Below are 16,529 nucleotides of genomic sequence, written 5' to 3'. Positions count from 1 at the left end.
GCATACCGAATTCACGCGTTCTTGAGGACAAGGTACATGATGAAGAAGATCGTGCTGGTCAGCGCCGCGGCGCTGGTCCTTGCCGCTTGCGGCAATGCCGATGAGAGCAGTGCCGACTTGCCGGGCAAGGCGGGCACAGCCATTGACGAACAGGCGCTTGCGGAAGCAGTCGGCTCTGCGATTGACCAGGAGGCGGTTGCGGCCATAGTCCGCGGCGCGGCCAACGATGCGGTGAGACAGGCGGTGCGCGAGGCGCTGCCGGCCGAGGAGATAGCCCTCGTCGGTGCTGTCGTGGACGAGGAAGCGCTCGCCGCTGGCATAGACCGGGCGGTGGACGGCGAGGCGCTGGCCGGCGTGCTGAAGGGCGCGATCCGAGGGGCAGCCGAGGAGCCCCGCCCGGCGCAATAGCTCTGCTTGAGCGGACGCGTTGCGGCGCGCCCGCTCCTTTTTCCGCCCGCGCGGGTCGCCGCTGTGGACCCTTGCGCCGTCCGCCGCTAGGCTGCCCGTCCCGGAGCGGGGAACCGGGTCAACCGGCCCGGAGACGAGTGGAGCCTGGACCGAGCCGATGATGAACGATCTGCTGTTCCTGTTACTCGGTCTCGTGCTGCTGATCGCCGGGGGCGAACTGCTGGTGCGCGGTGCAGTCCGCATCGCTGAGCGCCTGGGCCTGTCCCCGATGCTGATCGGGTTGACTGTAGTGGGCATGGGCACCTCGATGCCGGAACTTGCCGCCAGCGTTCAGGCGAGCCTCGCCGGTTCGCCGGGAATCGCCGTGGGCAATATCGTCGGCTCCAATCTCGCCAACCTTCTGCTGATCCTGGGCGCGGCCGCGCTGATCAGCCCCATCGCTGTCGCCCGCGGCCCCTTGTGGCGCGATGGCGGCGTGGGCATTGCGGCTGTGCTGGCGCTGATTGCAGCGGGGTGGAGCGTCGGGCTGGGCCGGCTGGCCGGGGCGCTCTTCCTCGTCGCGATGGCGGGGTACATCTTCTACGCCTATCGCCAGGAACGGCTCGCAGGGCCACACGGCGCAGCGCATGATCGGGCCATGGCGGTGGAGTCCGTCGATTCGGCGCTGGTGCCGCACTCGCCGCCGAGCGGGCAGCTGCTGACGGCGATCCTGCTGTTCCTTGCGGGGTTGGCGTTGGTGGTAGGCGGCGGGATGCTGTTGGTGAACGCAGCCATTGCCATTGCGGGATCGCTCGGCGTGTCGGACGAGGTGATCGGACTGACGGTGGTGGCGGTTGGAACCTCCTTTCCCGAACTCGTGACCTCGGCCGTGGCCGCCTTCCGCCGGCAGGGGGACATTGCGCTGGGCAACGTCCTCGGCTCCAGCATCTACAACGTGCTGTTTATCGGCGGAGTCACCGGTCTGGTCGCACCTGGGGAAGTGCCGGCATCGATCCTCGGGTTCGACCTGTGGCTGCTGCTGACCGTGTCAACCCTGGCGATGCTCCTGGCATGGACAGGTGGACGGCTTTCTCGCCGCGAGGGCGCTGTCCTCGTCCTTGGATATTGTCTCTATGCAGTAACCACTGCCGGTCTCCTCTAGAGGCAACCGCTTTCGGCAATCGCCACACGCCCCACGGCACCTCCAGCCAGCCCGCTCCAGGAAATCCCGCTCCGCCCGCCTCGAACTGCCCTGGCAGCCGGGGCCGACAGCGCCTTCGCCCACACCTGGCCCCCGTGAACTCATCCGGCTTCAAGCCACTCAACCGGATCGACGTCAGGCTCGACCGTGTGATCGTAGCGCGGGGCCCGTCCAGCGCATCAGGTGCACGCTTTTATGACGGTGAAGAACACTTCCGGGTCGCCGCAATACTTCACCTCCGGCTTCCTGAAGGCGGTGCTGGCGGATGGCGATGGCATGTGTCGGGAACGCACCCAGCCCTATCGCGCCAGCGGCGAGCCGGCAGAGCTGTTTGCCTCAACGCCGGTGGTGCAGGCGGACGGCGAGTTGAAGGTGCGCTCCGTCTTCCTGTCCGAGAAGGACGCGCAGCTCACCTCGCTAACCCGGAGCGAAGGCGGCAGGTACGCCAGTTTTCCCGTCGGCGGCCCCTAGCCGGGAACTTCGTGGAGCACCCGCATCGAAGCGCTGCCCTGCACGGTGCGCGCCTTCAAGCTCCGCCTCCGGCCGCACAACAAAATGCCGGCGAGGCAGGCGGCGCAGGCGGCCCCTTCGAAACGCAGATCCATACAAACGACAGCTTGCGCGACTTCTCGGACGCGCCGATCGCGGCCTTTCACAGCCCAGTTGATCATACCGTTGGACGCTTTTCGTGCGTGCCGCAGGTGCCCCCTCCCCCGGCACCGATCTGTCGCGGGGGTGGCGCCCGAAAGCAGGCCCTCGCCATTTTGCTGACCCCAAGCGAGGAGTGGAAACACCGAAAAGGATCAGCCGGTTTGCGAGGGGCAGCATGCGCCTGTTCTACACCGTCCAACGGCAGGCCGCTGTCCGGCGCATTCGATCTGGCATGCCCGCGATGACCGCTCCTGAAGCTCGCGGTCGTCACAATTGCTACAAAATTCCGCTCGCCCTGGCGGACATGTCGCGGCCGGTCGGCATAGGACCTGTCCATCGTCTTCGCCTTAACGGATCTGGGTCCTTGGTTCTGACTAGCAAAATGCCCCTTGTTCGCTCCGCGGTTCTCGCCTCCCTCACTTGCTTCCTGACGCCGGTCGGGCTGACTGCGCCCGCCCGCGCGCAGGACTTATCCTGTGCGGAACGCGTGGGGATTCCGCAGGAAAAGCGGGAGAAGAAGCGCGGGCTTGGCGGACTGCTCGCCGCCGCGCGCAAATCGGGCCTTGGAGGTTCTATTGCCGGAGCGCTCCGCGGCGACGGCAATCTCGCTTCCCGCCTTGAGGGGACGGCGCAGCGCGCGCGATCTCCGCCGCGGAAGAGGCCGCCAGTGCGACGAACTGCGATGATCCGGAAAGCAAGCCCCAGCGACGTACAGCCTGCGTCAACCGACAGAGCCGCGCCAGAAACGGCCCCCGAAGGTGCCAGTCGCAAATGGGCGGCCGCAGAGACCAAGTATCCCCGCGGCGCAATGATTCCGGCCGAAAGCAGGCCGAGTTCGCCGCCTATGCCGAGTTGGGTGAGGTCCGCTGCACCGGCTGCGAGGGCGGACAAACGAATGAGAGCTGGTTCAAGCTGATGCTGATGGACGAGATGCGCGCAGCCGGCGCCAACCTTCACGACATGATGGTCGGCTGGGCTCCCGGCGAGGGCGCGACCTGGCAAGGCACCGACGTGAAGGGCTCAATTACCGCGCAAGGCGAGATCATGATGGGGGCTTCCGTTGCAAATCGTTCCGCCTGCGGATCGAGCGCGGCACCCAGTCCGCAGAACGCGACACCTATCTTTGCTGGGGCAGGAAGAACCAGTATTCCGGAAGCGAGAGTTGGGTCGAGGTCCACTGACCGGCCACGTCGCCGCCCCGCAACCCCCATGTGCGATCAATCACCACCAGGCGGATGACCTCCGGTGAAAAGTTGAAGCACCGGAAGGGACTGGCTGCCTTGCGCGGACGAGACATGCCGCCGCCCCACCCCGCCCTGAGGCCAATAGCCATCAGGTGCGTCTGGCCTGACGGCGCCATCATCTGCCGTTCGGCTCGCCCTCCGCACGCCAAGCCGACAACACGAGGACCAGTAGAGCTACCACATTTGCACTAGCCAGCCACCAGATCGGCCCGAACTGCATACCTTCGGCTTGCAGACCTGTCCCGACCGAAACGGCAAGCGCGGCGAACCCGGCGAACCGAAACGCCGTCTGCCCGGAGGACTGCGGAGCGCGGTGCATGAGGTTCCGGTAGTGATATTTTTGCGAAAGTGCGAGCAGCAGGAAGCCCGCTGCCTGAACAAAAATCATGGTGATGAGCAACTTGCTTACTCCGCCGGCACAAGGGAGCGATCGACGATCGGGAAGTCCTGAGCGACGTTGTCGCGCTCTGAGCCCCGGGTGATGAAGCGCGCAGCGCAGAACATGACGGTTGCGGTGAGAAGACACACAGCATCAAATCCCGCCACAATCCAGTTCCCGGACGCAACGGCACTGGGCAGCCACAGGCTTCCGGTGGCGAAACTCAGGATCGGCAGCAAGGCAAACAATCCTCCGCCGACCATCAGTTGTTCGACCCACGCGACTTGCGGTTTCCGCGCAGCCGCGTGAAGATACGTCACGGTCCACGCGATAAAGAAGAGCCGGATCTCCAGCTCGGCTCTGTTCGGTGTGCCAGCTGGAACTAGCCGGTTCGCCCAGAAGTAGGTCGCGATGGCGAGGTTTAGCCCGGCAACCGCTCCGATGTTGAGTATTTCCGCAAGGCGCTGCCCGATTGGAATGAGGGCATCGCGGCGCTTAGCGGCTCGCTTGACCGACCACAGGACGAGTCCGGTAGCGACCATAACAGTACCCCCGATTCCGGCGACGAAGTAGAGCCATCGCAGCTGCCAGTCGGCGAAACGCCCGAGATGAAGCGCACGAATGGCCCGATTGGTCCTGTCGATACCGTCGCTGGCGAGATTATCTTCCCGCTCGAGCAGCGTTCCGTCGGTCCCGTCGAACGTCAGGTTGCGACCTGGCCCTCCACCCGGCCGCAGGAAAAGACTGTCGTTACGCTGGCTAGACAGTTCGACAGTATTCGCCCTGCGGTCGAATGACAGGCGACCGACCGGAACCGACCATTCGCGCTGCGCCGTGTGCAGGATCTTGCTGAGGGGCAAGGAAGAGCCCGCTGCAAGATCAGTCGGAGCTTGTTGTTCCATTTCACCCTGACGTTCGCGATTCCGCTCTTGGCCCGAGAACGGCAGCAATGTGCCGCCGATGAGCAGAAGGCCAGAGAAGGTGATCATCAAATGAAATGGCAGCGCGAATACGGCCGCCGCGTTGTGCGCGTCCAGCCAGCTTCTTTGCCCCTTCCGCCGCCGGAAGGTGAAGAAGTCCTTGAATATCTTCTTGTGTGTAACAATGCCGCTCAGAATAGCGATGAACATTGCCAGTGTGACCAGTCCAACCAGTAGCATCCCCGAACCGCGTGACATGAAATGCAGCTGGTAGTGAAAGTGGTAGAGGAAGTCGCCGCCAGCGGTCTCCCGCGGATGGATGATCGCGCCGGTTGCGGGATCGACTGCCACGCCAGGGTCGCGCGGGCGACCGCCGCGCGCATTAGCCTGGGCGGCCGCTTCTTCCGCACGCGCGCGGTCCGCCGCAAAAGCGGAACTGGCGCTGTCCGCTTCGGCACCGTCAGCCTCCCAGGATACGGAAAGCTGGGGCTCACGCTCGCTCGGCAGCTCAATCTGCCATTCCCGAGCATCCGGCGCGATATGCTCCAGCCGGTCTATCGCCATGCGTGCCATTTCCAGCGGTTCGCCAGGATCGCTGTCATGTAGTTCCGGCTGCATCCAGTAGGTGACTTCCTGCCGGAAAAAAGCGATTGTCCCGGTCACAAAGATGGCGAACATCAGCCACCCCAGCAGCAGCCCCGCCCAACCGTGTAGCCAGGCGTTCTTTTGTCTGACTCCCGCGCTCATGCTCCGCCTCCCGACAACAGGGTATAACAGGCTCCCAGAAGCGCGAGCGGCAGGCCCACCACCATCCATGCCTTCTTGGCGGAGCGCACGGAAAAGGCGAGGATCACCGACAGTCCGAAGAACGAGAAACCAATCATCTGGCCCAGTCCTTCAGCCGATCGGCCGCCCGCGGGCAGAAGCAGTATTGTGAGCAGGACAGCCAGAGCCGCCAGTGCATAGCCGCCAAGTACGCCTATGACGGAGCGCAAGAGCACCTCACGACGATTTGCATAAACCGATTTTGCCATGTCCCGATCTCCGAGTGGACAGTGCCGGAAAAGTGGTTGCTGGAATCAGAAGCTCGCCGTCACACCCATCCAGAGACGGCGGGGATCGATCAGATAGGCGTAGTCTTCGTAGTCGAGCTGCTTGTTGAAGACGTTCTGGATACCGCCGCGCAGGGTGACTGTTCGGTCAAGTTCATAGGATGCACCCACATCGACATAAGCGTAGCTCGCTGCGGTTACGTCCTCTCCGCTGATTTGCGCTTCGGTGATGGCTTCCTCGCCGCGGTAGATCGCGCGGGCGAAAGTGCTGAAGCGACGAGACGGACGCCACTTCAGCGAAAGACTGGCCGCGCTCTTCGGCGTGTCGTTGAGCGCAGCGCCTGCATTTGCCCCAGTCAGCTGTTCTGAATCCGTCAGCGTTCCAGTGGCAGCGACGCTGAATGCGCGCGTCAACCGCAGGTCGAAGCTCGCTTCGACCCCTCGAATGGTTGCCCGGTCGACGTTGACGTACGTGGTGGGCAGGCGCCCGATGCTGCTCAGCGGCTCATCGATACACCACGCACCTGCGGCCTCGCATGTCACCCGGGTGATCTTGTCGTTGAAGTCTGTCGTGTAAGCCGTGAGGCTGGCGTAGACCCCGCCCCTGTCGAAGAGCAGTCCCGCCTCGAACGTTTCCGAAGTTTCCGCTTCAAGATCAGGGTTGCCGTAGATCGTTCCCCCGCGACTAACCTGGCCCCAGTCTCCCAGCGTCTGACGCAGATTAGGGGCACGGAAACCTTCGGAATAGCCGCCCTTGACCGTGACGGCGGGGGTGAGTTTCCACACTGCGTAGAGCCGGGGTGTGAGGTGGGTCCCGTACTGTTCGTCCTCATCGAGGCGAAGCCCGCCCGTGACAGCGAGGCTGGGGACGATGCGAAGCTCCCCTTCGCCGAACACCGCCCAATTGGTGCGATCGGCGCCGGTGCGTGTGCTGCCCGGCAGGAGATTGCCCGTCAGATCGGTAAGATCCTCGTTGCGATAGAATGCGCCAATGCTGACGTAGCTCGTGGCGACCGGGATGCTCCAGATGGACTGCCCAACCGTATTGATGATCCGGCGATCGCGGATGAGCTCACGCGCATCCTCGCGTTGCAGGTAGCTTTCGGATCTGGCGAGGCCCCAGTCACCCGAGTGGTTTATCGAGTAGACATAGCGGCGCTGCGTCTGGAACGACTGGAAGCCTTCGGGCTCATCCTCGCTCGGCTCCACAGTCTTCCCGGCGGTTTGGATCGCCTGCTGGCTGAAGTAGGCGGCGTCGAGAAGAAAAGAGTGATCGGCTCCCAGGCCGAAACCGAGCTTGCCCTCAATCGATTCATCTCGCCGTTCCGGCGTTCCGCCAATGATGTTGTCTTCCTCGCGGCGACTAATGCCGCCCAGCAACTGCAGTCCAACGTCGCGCGTCACCGGACCGGACAAATAGAAGCTGCCATTGCCGATGTTCCCGAAACTGTCATCGGTCTGCAGAGTGCCGTCCAGCCGCACGCTGCCGCCCCAATCGCCCGTGACGCGGCGCGTAATGACATTGATGACGCCCCCGATGGCGTCCGAGCCGTACAGCGAGGACATGGGGCCGCGGACGATCTCGATCCGTTCGATCGCTTCCGCCGGCGGCAGCAGTCCGCCTTCGCTGATATTGCCCCCATTAGTGCGCGATTCCCGCGAGCTCAGGCGGCGGCCGTCAACCAGGATGAGGGTGTACTGCGGATCGATGCCCCGGATGGAAATGTCGCGGCTGTTACCCTCGCCGGTCGTTACCGTGACACCCGGTACCTCCAGAAGGGCATCGGTCACTTCGCGGTAGGGCAGGCGTTCCAGATCCTCGCGCGTGACGACGCTGATCGATGCCGGCGCATCCTTGATCTGTTGTTCGCGCGTAGTCGCCGTAACGACAATCTCGTTTCCATTGATCCCGGAACCGGTTTCTGCCCGTATCTGTACCGAAGCAATGCCAGCGGCAATTGCCGTCAAGGCAGCACCGCGTCTCCACCATGTACTCTTCTTCACAATTCCCCCAGCCTGCTATTGCGACTTGATTGCAATAAGCAGCTGGAAGGGTGTCGTGGCAAGCCGTCCATCCCGTATAGCGGCTATTCTTCTGGCGTATGACCGCGCATCACACTGAGCATCTCGGAGCGCAACCATGTCACGGCCGGATCGCGGTGGCTCCGCTCGTGCCAAAGCAGATAATAATCCATCTGCCCTAGTTGAGCAGGTGCCGGAATTGCGGTGAGACCATACTGAACCGCGTAATGCCGCGCCGCCCGCGTCGGGATCGTCATCAGCATATCCGTGCCTGCGAGAATTTCCGGCGCAACGGAGAAATAGGGCAGATTTATCGCCACGCGCCTGGACGCGGCCCGTTCCTGAAGAGTGAGGGAAACCCGATCGAGTTCGGCGTCGCTTACAGTGAGGCCGATATGATCGAAGGAGAGAAAGGCGTCGAGGCTAACGGGCCCACTCGCTCCATCTACCAAGGGATGCGCACTCCGCACCAGGCAGCTGAACGTGTCGGTAAACAGGAGCTGTGAGTGCAATCGCGCAGGATCATGTTCCAGTCCGGAGACAGCAAGATCACTCTCGCCGATAGCCAGAGCCGCAGACAAATCCTTGCGGAGTGGTGTGACGTCCAAAGCGAGCCCGGGTGCCCTGAACCGAAGGGCCCGCATGGTTGGGCCGATAACACTCAGCACTCCGAAATCCGTCGACCCGATCCTGACGCGCCGCTGCAACTGAGCCGGATTGAACTCGCCTTGCTGCATCATGGCTTCGGTCAACATCATCCATTCGGACAAGCGGCCCGCCAGTTCGTCTCCCCGACTCGTCCTGACCATGGTGTTACCGCGCCGCACCAAAAGCGGGTCACCGACCTGCAACCGCAATTGGCCCAAGATCCTGCTGACGGTCGGCTGGGTCACGCCGAGCTTGCTGGCCGCCGCGCTTACGCTCCGCGTGTGCAGCAAGTGGAACAATGCCACCAGTTGATTGGGCTCGACGTCGCAGACCATTCCCGGCCATTAACGGTATTGCGAATCATTACCAATAGACTTTCTGGCTGGACTCGTCTTTGGCGATCCCCCTTCCGAGCAGGCGGCCTCAGCTTGTTTCAGGCGCAAACTAACCGAGCCTAGCCTTCTCTCCAGTCCGGTCGTTGTGAGAAAGACCGGCTCTGGCACACCCTGCCCCCGCCGACCCACTTGTGGTCGCCACGCGGTGCAGTTGCTCTGCCAGAGCCCGCGAGAGCCATCACGCTCACATTGTTTTCGCTGCGCGGAGGCTTCCTTCGCTAGCTGCCCGCCCCGAAATGGTCAGCAAGATTCGCACCGGAGAAACCGGAGGAGTTTGTCTCTTCCGGATGGACGAGCATCCCGGCGTTCCAGCGCTCCCAGGCTCCGACCATCTCCGCATAAACCTCGGGCTCTCGTTGTTTCAAATTGCCTCGTTCAAGCGGGTCGGCGACCACGTCGAACAGGAAGGTATTGCCGGCAATCTTAAGGTACTTCCACTTACCGAGCCGCGCGGCTTGTTGCCCGTGGTTCTTGTACTTCCAGAAGAGCGGGCGATCGGCCATCTGGCGGCCGGAAATTGCCGCTCGCACGTCGACGCCGTCACTGGGGAACTGCGGATGAGGCGCCCCACCTGCGGCCGCAAGGAACGTCGGCAGCCAGTCCATCGACATGATCGGCGTATCGCTTACCGTTCCGGGCGTTGCCAGACCGGGCCAGCGGACAATAGCGGGGATCCGTATCCCTCCCTCAAGCAATTCTGTCTTTTTCCCGGTGAACGGCCAAGTGTCGGAAAACCGCTCGCCGCCATTGTCACTGGTGAAGACGACAACCGTGTCGTCAGCCATCCCGAGTTCTTCAAGCTTCTCAAGAACGCGGCCGATCTGGGCGTCCATGTAGGTGACCATTTCAGCGTACGTTTCGAGATTGCCGCCATCGTAATGGAGGATCGCCATGCCCGCCGGATCAACCTTCTCGTCGAGCCGCTCCGCTATGTCGCCGTCATTCGGTCCTTCCCAGGGCCAGTGCGGTGCGGTCAGGTGCAGACTGATGAGCCACGGCTCGTCCTGGCGGCTTCTTTCCTCAAGCGTCTCGACAGTCTTGTCGAAAAGGAGTTCGGTTAAGTAACCGCTTTCCTCGATCAGCGTTTCGCCGTCCCAGAGATCCTCTTCGCCGTAGATCTTGTGGGTAAAGTAATCGACGCCGCCCTGCCGAATGCCCCAGAATTCATCATAGCCGCTCTTGAGAGGGCCATAAGTAGGCAGTTCCCCAAGATGCCACTTGCCGATCAGCGCGGTGTAGTAGCCGACATCCTGCAGGAGCGAAGGCAATGTCGGGTGGCTCGGCGGCAGTCCGACCCCTGCGTTTTTCGAGAGCGGCTCCACCAGGCCTACGGGCAAGCGATACTGATAGCGTCCGGTGATCAGTCCCACCCGCGTCGCGCTGCAGACCGCACTGTTTGCGTAGGCATGAGTAAACCGGGTGCCCTGCGCCGCCAGCCGGTCCAGCACCGGCGTTTCGTAATCCCGGCGCCCATAGACGGACAGATCGGCGTATCCGAGATCGTCGGCCATGATGAACAGAAAGTTCGGCTTCCTTCCCGGGGTCTGGGCGAAAGCCGGCAGGGCCGCAGCAAGCGCACCTGTTGCCAGCGCAGTTTTCAGTAGACCTCGGCGCGAAAAGGACGAGGCAGTTTTTGTTTTGTCAGTCATAAACACCTACAGATCGCCAATTGCTGAAGCAATATGGGCTATTCTCAACGCGGCGTTCAATCGCGCTCGCCGACGCTGCTGGACGCGAGCCATCACTGCTCATGAGTTTACTGCTCGCGCCCTAAAGCTATAGAGTTCAGTTCCTGAACGATACTTGAAAGGCGACTGAAAACGGCCGGTCGGATAGGGCGTAAATCGTGCCGGGGCTGGTCGGAACGTTGTTGCGGAAGCTGCCCGTCGACACATCGGTGAGGTTCTTCCCGATCACCGCCACTTCCCACTTCTGGTCTTCGGGGCCGAAGCCTACCCGCAAGTCGACCTTGGTGTAGCTGGGCTGCACGGTTAGCGGATCGGCCGATGCTTGCTGGAAGTAGCTGCTGGAGAAGTAGACGTTGGGGTCGAACCGCAGCTGATAGTCGCCGACAGGCACTTCGACGTTGGCCGCGACAAACCCGCTCCACTCTGGCGCATACGCCCGGCGGGCGCCCGACAAATCCTGACTGCACGGCGTGCTGGCGAGCGTCTGGAGGATGGTGCAGGGAGCACCGGGATAGTCGACGTAACGAGCGTCGAGGTAAGCCAGCTCGGAAGACAGTGTAAGGAAGTCCGTCAGCCGCGCCGAAAGACCCAGTTCGATGCCCTTTGCCCGCGCCTGCGCAACGTTGCCGACGACGGCCTGGGTCGCGCCTGTAGGAAGAACGACGTTGGTCGATTCCTGCAGGTCGTCATAGTTGCTCAAAAAACCGGCCAGGCTGTAGTTCAGCACGCCAGCGAAGAGCTGGCCCTTCAATCCCAGTTCGTAGGCATCAACTGTCTCGGGCCCAAAGATGTCGCCGTTCGTGGAGACGGCGAAACCCCCGGCCTTGAAGCCCTTCGTATAGGACGCATAGGCCATCGTGTCGTCAGTCAGGTCGTACTGGACGCTGACTGACGGCATGAGCTGACGGTCAGTTCGGGTCGGATCGGCAAAGTTGCCCGGCCGCACACCGAGTACGGGGCGAAGAATCGCCTGCGCTTCTTCGGGAAGCGAGGTGAACCCGACGCCGGGTACAATTCCGCCGATGCCGGTTTCGCCGACACGAGCGGCCTCCTTGTGCACGATCGAGTAGCGCAGGCCGGCGTTGATGCGGAAGCTGTCCGTGAGGTTGGCCGTCGCCGCGGCGAAGACGGAGTACGTCGTATCCTCCTGATCGTGAAGGACGCGGTTCGCGATCGGCGTGGTGGCCGTAGTATAACCGGGTGCCCGGGCACCGAAGGGGGCGAAATAGAACCCGGTCGTCTGTTCGCTCTGCAATTCGGCTTGTGCGTAGTAGGCACCCACAAGGTATTCGAAAGTTTGCCCGGTGGGCGACGCCAGCCGGATCTCCTGGCTGAAAGAGTTGTACTGTTCCGGGCTGTAGTTCGGGAACAACGGGGACACGCCGTCCACTCCGCGTAACGGGAGCGGCGCCAGCTGCACGAGGCTATAGACATCGTGGTCGAAGTAGCTGGTAATAGCGGAGAGGATATGTTCTCCGATGTACATTTCGTTCAGCAAGGCGACTTCGACGTAGTCCAGTTCAAAGCGGCTCGGGTCGCTGGCAGTGCGCTGGTTCAACTCATCATCCGCATCCGCGCCATAGGCGTTGAGATAGCGGAGGCACAGGCCGCGAGCGTCCGGGTACGGCGGTTCCGGCGGGCAGTTCAGAATTTCGTTAGGGAAGGAATTGCTGTCGCGGAACCGGCCATAATCGACCCGCAAGTCAGTCTGGATAGTATCAGTCGGCGCCCAGGCCAAGGACACGCGGCCCACGAAGTCCCTCTGGCGAGGGCCGTCTTCATCGAGGAACGAGTTGTAAACATAACCGTCCATGCCGAAGTATTTGGCCGCAACGCGTACGCCAAGGTTCTCGGCGAGCGGCACGCTTGCAGCAGCTTCCACCGCAAACTCGCCGTCAGTCGGAGCATACAGCGCGCTGGCATTGTATTCGAACGAGCCGCCCGGCCGCGCCTTGCGGGTGGTGATGTTGAGAGCACCGGCGATGGCGTTGTTACCAAAGAAGGTCGTCTGCGGCCCCTTGAGTACCTCAACCCGCTCGATGTCGAACAACGCGGCACGGCTGGATCGCGAACGACCGCGGAAAACGCCATCCACGAACGTCGCGACAGATTGTTCGAACCCAGCGTTAAGCCCGGAACCGACGCCGCGGATGTTGAGCAGGTCCGACGCGGGGCCTGGCGTAAGCTTCACGGCCGGCAAACGCGTCGTCAGTTCTTCCAGATTGCGCAGGTTGGCGTCGTCGAGCGCTTCGCCGCCGAGCACGGTGGCGGAAATCGGCACGTCGTTCAGCCGCTGTACGCGACCTTGCGCTGTCACAACGATTTCCCCGGTGGGAACCGGCACTTCTTCCAGCATCTCGCTGTCCGGCAGGTTCGGCCCTTCTTCCGACTGGATTTCCTGCGCTATGACCGCTTGCGCCGCGGCTGTCTGCGGCACGGTGAAGGATGCGAATGCGACGCACAGCGCCATGCGGGAAACGCCGCTTCCGAAAAAGCGTAAATCTCGTTCAACTGCCACCGGATATCTCTCCCTCTGTTTTGATTTTCTGACGGTACGGCGAACACCGCCTGTGTGGGTTTTTACCCTTTGAACCGTGAACATCGGAGGCGGTGGATCGCACGCTGCGCGATCTGTTCGTCCCGAAAGGTCGAGGCACATTACGCAGTGCCGGCTTTCGGGCGCAACACACCGCAAAGTGATGACACTGCATAACTTGTAAGTTATAGACCGGGTGTGCCAAACCTGCCTTTCACCCTGCGACAGCTTGAGGTTTTTACTCGGCTCAGTGAACTGCGCAGCTTTGGCGAAACCGCGGAAAAGCTCGGTATTTCCCAAGCTTCGGTGAGCAACCAGATCAAGGAGCTGGAACGGCAGTTGGGGGTCCAGCTCATCGAGAGGTCACCCGGGAGGCAACCGGCGCTTACGCGCGAAGGTCAGGCATTCACGACAGACCTGCAGGACTTTTGGACAGTCGTGGGGAAACTCGCCTCGCATCGTGAAAGCACACCCGTCTCGCGCCAAGTCACGCGTTTTCGTGTTCTGATCGGTCAGGGATTGATGGACCGGTACATCCGGCCGAAGCTGGACGACTTCCTCTATAATAATCCCGACATCGAGTGCGACTTTGTCCCCCGACTGCCGCATGGCCCGGGAGCCCTCAAGAAGCTGGACGAGGGCCATTTCGACTGCGCTCTGCTTCACGTCGTCGAAGGCACTGCGCTCGACGAACGTTTTCTGCACCTCGCTCGTGTGGAGGGCGGGGTTTATGGTCGCAAAAAGTTTATCAGCGGACAGGCCGAACCCTTGTCTCCAGAAGCGATAGGGAATCTGCCTTTCATTCTTCCGCCAGTCGGAAGTCAGCAGGAGCGCCTGACTCTCGCGGCCTTCTCCGAGGCGGGTATTCAGCCGACGCAGGTCGTGGGCCGGACGAAGTACTACGACGTCATTGCCTCAATGGTCGAACGCGGGCTGGGTGTGGCTTCCCTCAGCAACGTGATGATAAGAGCAGAAGCACGGCATGACATCGTGATGCTATACCCATTGAGAGGCTGGCTTCTCGTCTGGTTTGAGAAGCCCAGCGCGAGCAGCCCCGCATTGCACGCGCTAAAGGAGTTCGCGACTTCTGCGGTGCTGGGAGACGCGACGTATCCGGCGTTGCGACCCTGAAGCTGGTTCGGGAGCCGTCCGCCTGAACGCATCGTCCGGTCATAGAGGGCCCTGAGGCTGCTCTCCGCCGTCATGCGCCACAAGCACTCAAGACCGATACCGGCTATTTGCGCACCGCCGGCTATGAGATGCCGATCCCGCGTTCGAAGAGTCCTCCACATTCCTCAGTGAAAGCGGGAAGCGAATAGGCATCATGCCGAGGAGGCGGATCACCTTGGGAGAGAGTTAGGATGCCGGGGCGGAATGGCTGGCTTACGCGGGAGGGCTATGCCCCTCGCCTACCGGGAGGTGCATTACGTCCGGCAGTGCCATCGGACTTTTTGCGCGTCGTCCGCGCACAGGTTCACTAACCGAGATGCTACAAGTCCATAGTCAGAAACAGGGTGAACGAGCGAGGTGCGGTCACGGCGTAGCTGCCGCTGCTGACCACCTGCCATTCATAGGCATTGGTGAGATTGGTGACGCGGAAGCGTAGCAGCGATGGCACCTCACCAAGGTGAAAACGATAGCGGAGGCCTGCCTCGAGCGTGGTGACCGGCGGCAGCATCACCCGGTTCAGGCGATCTCCGAGCCGGTTGCCGCGATGGTTAGCCGCGAATGTGAGCGCCAGCCCCTCGACTGCGATAACGTCGTAATTGCCTGAAAGCGTGAGGATCGTGCCGGTCTGCCCTACCGGTCGCCGGCCAATGCGGCCCTGCTCCACAGGCAGGCCCGTGACGTCGGGCTGCATAAACACCGCACCCGCCAGCAGGGACAGGCGTTTCGCCGGGGAACCGGACAGGCTGAACTCCAGACCCCGGTGGCGAACCGTACCGAGTTCGACGAACCGGTTTTCCTCGTTGGCTGCGAAGTATGGTTTTTCGATCTCGAACGCTCCCGCGACAAGCCGCATGGAGTTCGGCAGCACCCAGCGCAGCCCGGCATCGACCTGGCGCGTGAAGATCGCGGGCAGCGCTTCCCCCCGGTTGATCACCGTGTCGGGTGCAATCCCGCTTTCCTCAAGACCGCGCGCATAGCTGCCGTAAAGCGCAAGGTCGGACGCAAGCTGGATCGAGGCGGCGGCGTTGAACAACCATGCCTGCTCGTGCGCTTCGGCCGTGTTGCCGCCGGGCAGGAAGATGCGCTTCCTGTAGTCAGTCCACTGCGCGCCGAGCTGGAGCGAGCCGACGCCACGCCACTGCAGGCCATAGCCGAGGCCAGGGGTCCACTGTGTAACGCTCTCGTTCGTTTGCCGCCCGAAGCTGAAATCCGGCTTCGGGTCGTTCAGAGGTGCATCGAAAGGTTGTGGGCCGAAATCGATCGTACGGCCGCCGCCATACTCGTTGTGGCGGTCGCGGCCGCGCAACGCCAGCGTGATCCGGTGCAGACGATTTCCCTCGATCAAGCGACGACCGACCCGCGCTTCTCCGCTGGTCGAACTCTGCTGGCGGGACGGCTGCGAGGTGACTAGCCGGTTCGCCTGCCCACTCGGATCAATCCCGGCAACCAGATCTACAAAGCCGGTGCGGTCCTCCTGAACCGAGCGGAACACGCCCAGCGCCGTTTCCCAGTTCCCGGTTCCGCCGCGCGTGACGATGCCCATGTTCGTGCTGACGGTGCGCGCATCGGTCCATGCGGGGCCAATGAAGCGGCGCCGCTCGACCCGCGGCGGCAATCGATCCGATCCAGGGACGAAGACGGGCATGGCTTCCCGGTCAATCCCGTCTATCCGGCTCCAGAACGGGATCACCTCTACATCACCTCCGGGCCGCCAGTGCATCGCGGAGGCCAGCGACACGAAATAGCCACCGTTTCCAGCCGGCAGCTCATCGGCGTAGAAGCCGATGCCCGCCGTCAACCCCAGGCGATCCGGATCGAGAGGCAACTCTGCGTCCACTTCGATGCGCCCGCCGCCCAGCGTGCCGTATCCCAGCAGCACCGAGACGAGAGGCTTCTTTCCCGCACGCCGGACGCGGTATTCGGCAATGCCCGTCGGGGCGGGGAACAGGTAGTCCTGACTCGTGAGCCCGACCCGGATTGTCGTTCCGGTATGCAGCCGGTCGGTAAACGACCCTGCCCTATCGTAATACAGATCCTCCAGCCGGATATTGCCCGCTGTCGCGGGCGAAAAGCCGCGTACGTCGGAAGCGCTGTAAAGCCCTACCCGTTCGTTGCCGATGCTGACGCCGAACGCGTCGTCCGCCTGCGCCACGACATCCTCATTCGTGCGTTGCGCCTGAGCGGGGGACGAGCCGATGGCGGCGAGCAACACACCGCCTAGGAGCCGGTACAGCAT

13 protein-coding genes are annotated in these 16,529 nt (G+C 62.5%); 5 read left to right on the top strand and 8 right to left on the bottom strand.

Annotated elements, in window-relative coordinates; genetic code table 11:
• Positions 1–36 precede the first annotated feature (36 nt).
• The 4 genes from ELY13_RS12690 (at position 37) to ELY13_RS12675 (ending at position 3,478) form a co-directional block, all read left to right on the top strand.
• Positions 37–408, top strand: coding sequence for a hypothetical protein (locus tag ELY13_RS12690; protein ID WP_126174295.1), 372 nt, complete (start codon positions 37–39; stop codon positions 406–408).
• 157 nt (positions 409–565) lie between these two features.
• Positions 566–1,549, top strand: a complete 984-nt coding sequence (locus tag ELY13_RS12685) for a calcium/sodium antiporter (protein WP_126174294.1) — start codon at positions 566–568, stop codon at positions 1,547–1,549.
• A 234-nt stretch (positions 1,550–1,783) separates the two neighbouring features.
• On the top strand, positions 1,784–2,059 hold the full coding sequence (locus ELY13_RS12680; RefSeq protein ID WP_126174293.1) for a hypothetical protein: 276 nt from the start codon (positions 1,784–1,786) through the stop codon (positions 2,057–2,059).
• 951 nt (positions 2,060–3,010) lie between these two features.
• Positions 3,011–3,478: a hypothetical protein gene (locus ELY13_RS12675; protein ID WP_126174292.1), complete on the top strand. Its 468-nt coding sequence runs from the start codon at positions 3,011–3,013 to the stop codon at positions 3,476–3,478.
• A 120-nt stretch (positions 3,479–3,598) separates the two neighbouring features.
• Here the strand turns inward: ELY13_RS12675 and ELY13_RS12670 are convergent, their stop codons facing one another.
• The 7 genes from ELY13_RS12670 to ELY13_RS12640 form a co-directional block, all read right to left on the bottom strand.
• On the bottom strand, positions 3,599–3,883 hold the full coding sequence (locus tag ELY13_RS12670) for a DUF3325 domain-containing protein (protein WP_126174291.1): 285 nt from the start codon (positions 3,881–3,883) through the stop codon (positions 3,599–3,601).
• A gap of 5 nt (positions 3,884–3,888) precedes the next feature.
• Entirely contained in the window at positions 3,889–5,529 is a 1,641-nt protein-coding gene (locus ELY13_RS12665) for a PepSY-associated TM helix domain-containing protein (RefSeq protein ID WP_164549803.1), read from the bottom strand.
• Complete coding sequence (locus tag ELY13_RS12660) at positions 5,526–5,816, bottom strand: DUF3649 domain-containing protein (RefSeq protein WP_126174289.1); 291 nt, start codon at positions 5,814–5,816, stop codon at positions 5,526–5,528. The genes ELY13_RS12665 and ELY13_RS12660 overlap by 4 nt, the downstream gene beginning before the upstream one ends.
• Before the next feature lie 45 nt (positions 5,817–5,861).
• Positions 5,862–7,838 carry a TonB-dependent receptor domain-containing protein gene (locus ELY13_RS12655; protein ID WP_241233699.1) on the bottom strand — a complete coding sequence of 659 codons (1,977 nt, stop codon included), beginning with the start codon at positions 7,836–7,838 and terminating at the stop codon, positions 5,862–5,864.
• A gap of 83 nt (positions 7,839–7,921) precedes the next feature.
• A complete protein-coding gene (locus ELY13_RS12650; protein ID WP_126174288.1) occupies positions 7,922–8,839 on the bottom strand; it encodes a LysR family transcriptional regulator in 918 nt (305 codons plus the stop codon).
• 278 nt (positions 8,840–9,117) lie between these two features.
• Positions 9,118–10,548, bottom strand: coding sequence for a sulfatase family protein (locus ELY13_RS12645; protein WP_126174287.1), 1,431 nt, complete (start codon positions 10,546–10,548; stop codon positions 9,118–9,120).
• 136 nt (positions 10,549–10,684) lie between these two features.
• On the bottom strand, positions 10,685–13,105 hold the full coding sequence (locus ELY13_RS12640) for a TonB-dependent receptor (protein ID WP_164549802.1): 2,421 nt from the start codon (positions 13,103–13,105) through the stop codon (positions 10,685–10,687).
• A gap of 216 nt (positions 13,106–13,321) precedes the next feature.
• On the opposite strand from ELY13_RS12640, the gene ELY13_RS12635 reads away from it, so the two are divergent.
• The gene (locus ELY13_RS12635) at positions 13,322–14,254 is read left to right on the top strand and encodes a LysR family transcriptional regulator (RefSeq protein ID WP_126174285.1); all 933 of its coding nucleotides are present in this window, start codon (positions 13,322–13,324) and stop codon (positions 14,252–14,254) included.
• Positions 14,255–14,612: 358 nt separating this feature from the next.
• On the opposite strand, the gene ELY13_RS12630 is transcribed toward ELY13_RS12635, so the two are convergent.
• Complete coding sequence (locus ELY13_RS12630; protein ID WP_126174284.1) at positions 14,613–16,529, bottom strand: TonB-dependent receptor domain-containing protein; 1,917 nt, start codon at positions 16,527–16,529, stop codon at positions 14,613–14,615.

Origin of the sequence: Altericroceibacterium xinjiangense, assembly GCF_003958635.1 — a bacterium.
Lineage (GTDB): Bacteria > Pseudomonadota > Alphaproteobacteria > Sphingomonadales > Sphingomonadaceae > Altericroceibacterium_A > Altericroceibacterium_A xinjiangense.
Note: the sequence above shows the minus strand (reverse complement) of the source record. Positions and strands in the feature narration are given on the sequence as shown.

What these genes read in the sequence shown, in the direction of transcription:
- ELY13_RS12690 (WP_126174295.1), top strand. Translation starts at nt 37, where the DNA reads ATGATGAAGAAGATCGTGCTGGTCAGCGCCGCGGCGCTGGTCCTTGCC.
- ELY13_RS12680 (WP_126174293.1), top strand. Translation starts at nt 1,784, where the DNA reads ATGACGGTGAAGAACACTTCCGGGTCGCCGCAATACTTCACCTCCGGC.
- ELY13_RS12645 (WP_126174287.1), bottom strand. Translation starts at nt 10,548, where the DNA reads ATGACTGACAAAACAAAAACTGCCTCGTCCTTTTCGCGCCGAGGTCTA.
- ELY13_RS12685 (WP_126174294.1), top strand. Translation starts at nt 566, where the DNA reads ATGATGAACGATCTGCTGTTCCTGTTACTCGGTCTCGTGCTGCTGATC.
- ELY13_RS12675 (WP_126174292.1), top strand. Translation starts at nt 3,011, where the DNA reads ATGGGCGGCCGCAGAGACCAAGTATCCCCGCGGCGCAATGATTCCGGC.
- ELY13_RS12665 (WP_164549803.1), bottom strand. Translation starts at nt 5,529, where the DNA reads ATGAGCGCGGGAGTCAGACAAAAGAACGCCTGGCTACACGGTTGGGCG.
- ELY13_RS12630 (WP_126174284.1), bottom strand. Translation starts at nt 16,529, where the DNA reads ATGCTGTACCGGCTCCTAGGCGGTGTGTTGCTCGCCGCCATCGGCTCG.
- ELY13_RS12660 (WP_126174289.1), bottom strand. Translation starts at nt 5,816, where the DNA reads ATGGCAAAATCGGTTTATGCAAATCGTCGTGAGGTGCTCTTGCGCTCC.
- ELY13_RS12650 (WP_126174288.1), bottom strand. Translation starts at nt 8,839, where the DNA reads ATGGTCTGCGACGTCGAGCCCAATCAACTGGTGGCATTGTTCCACTTG.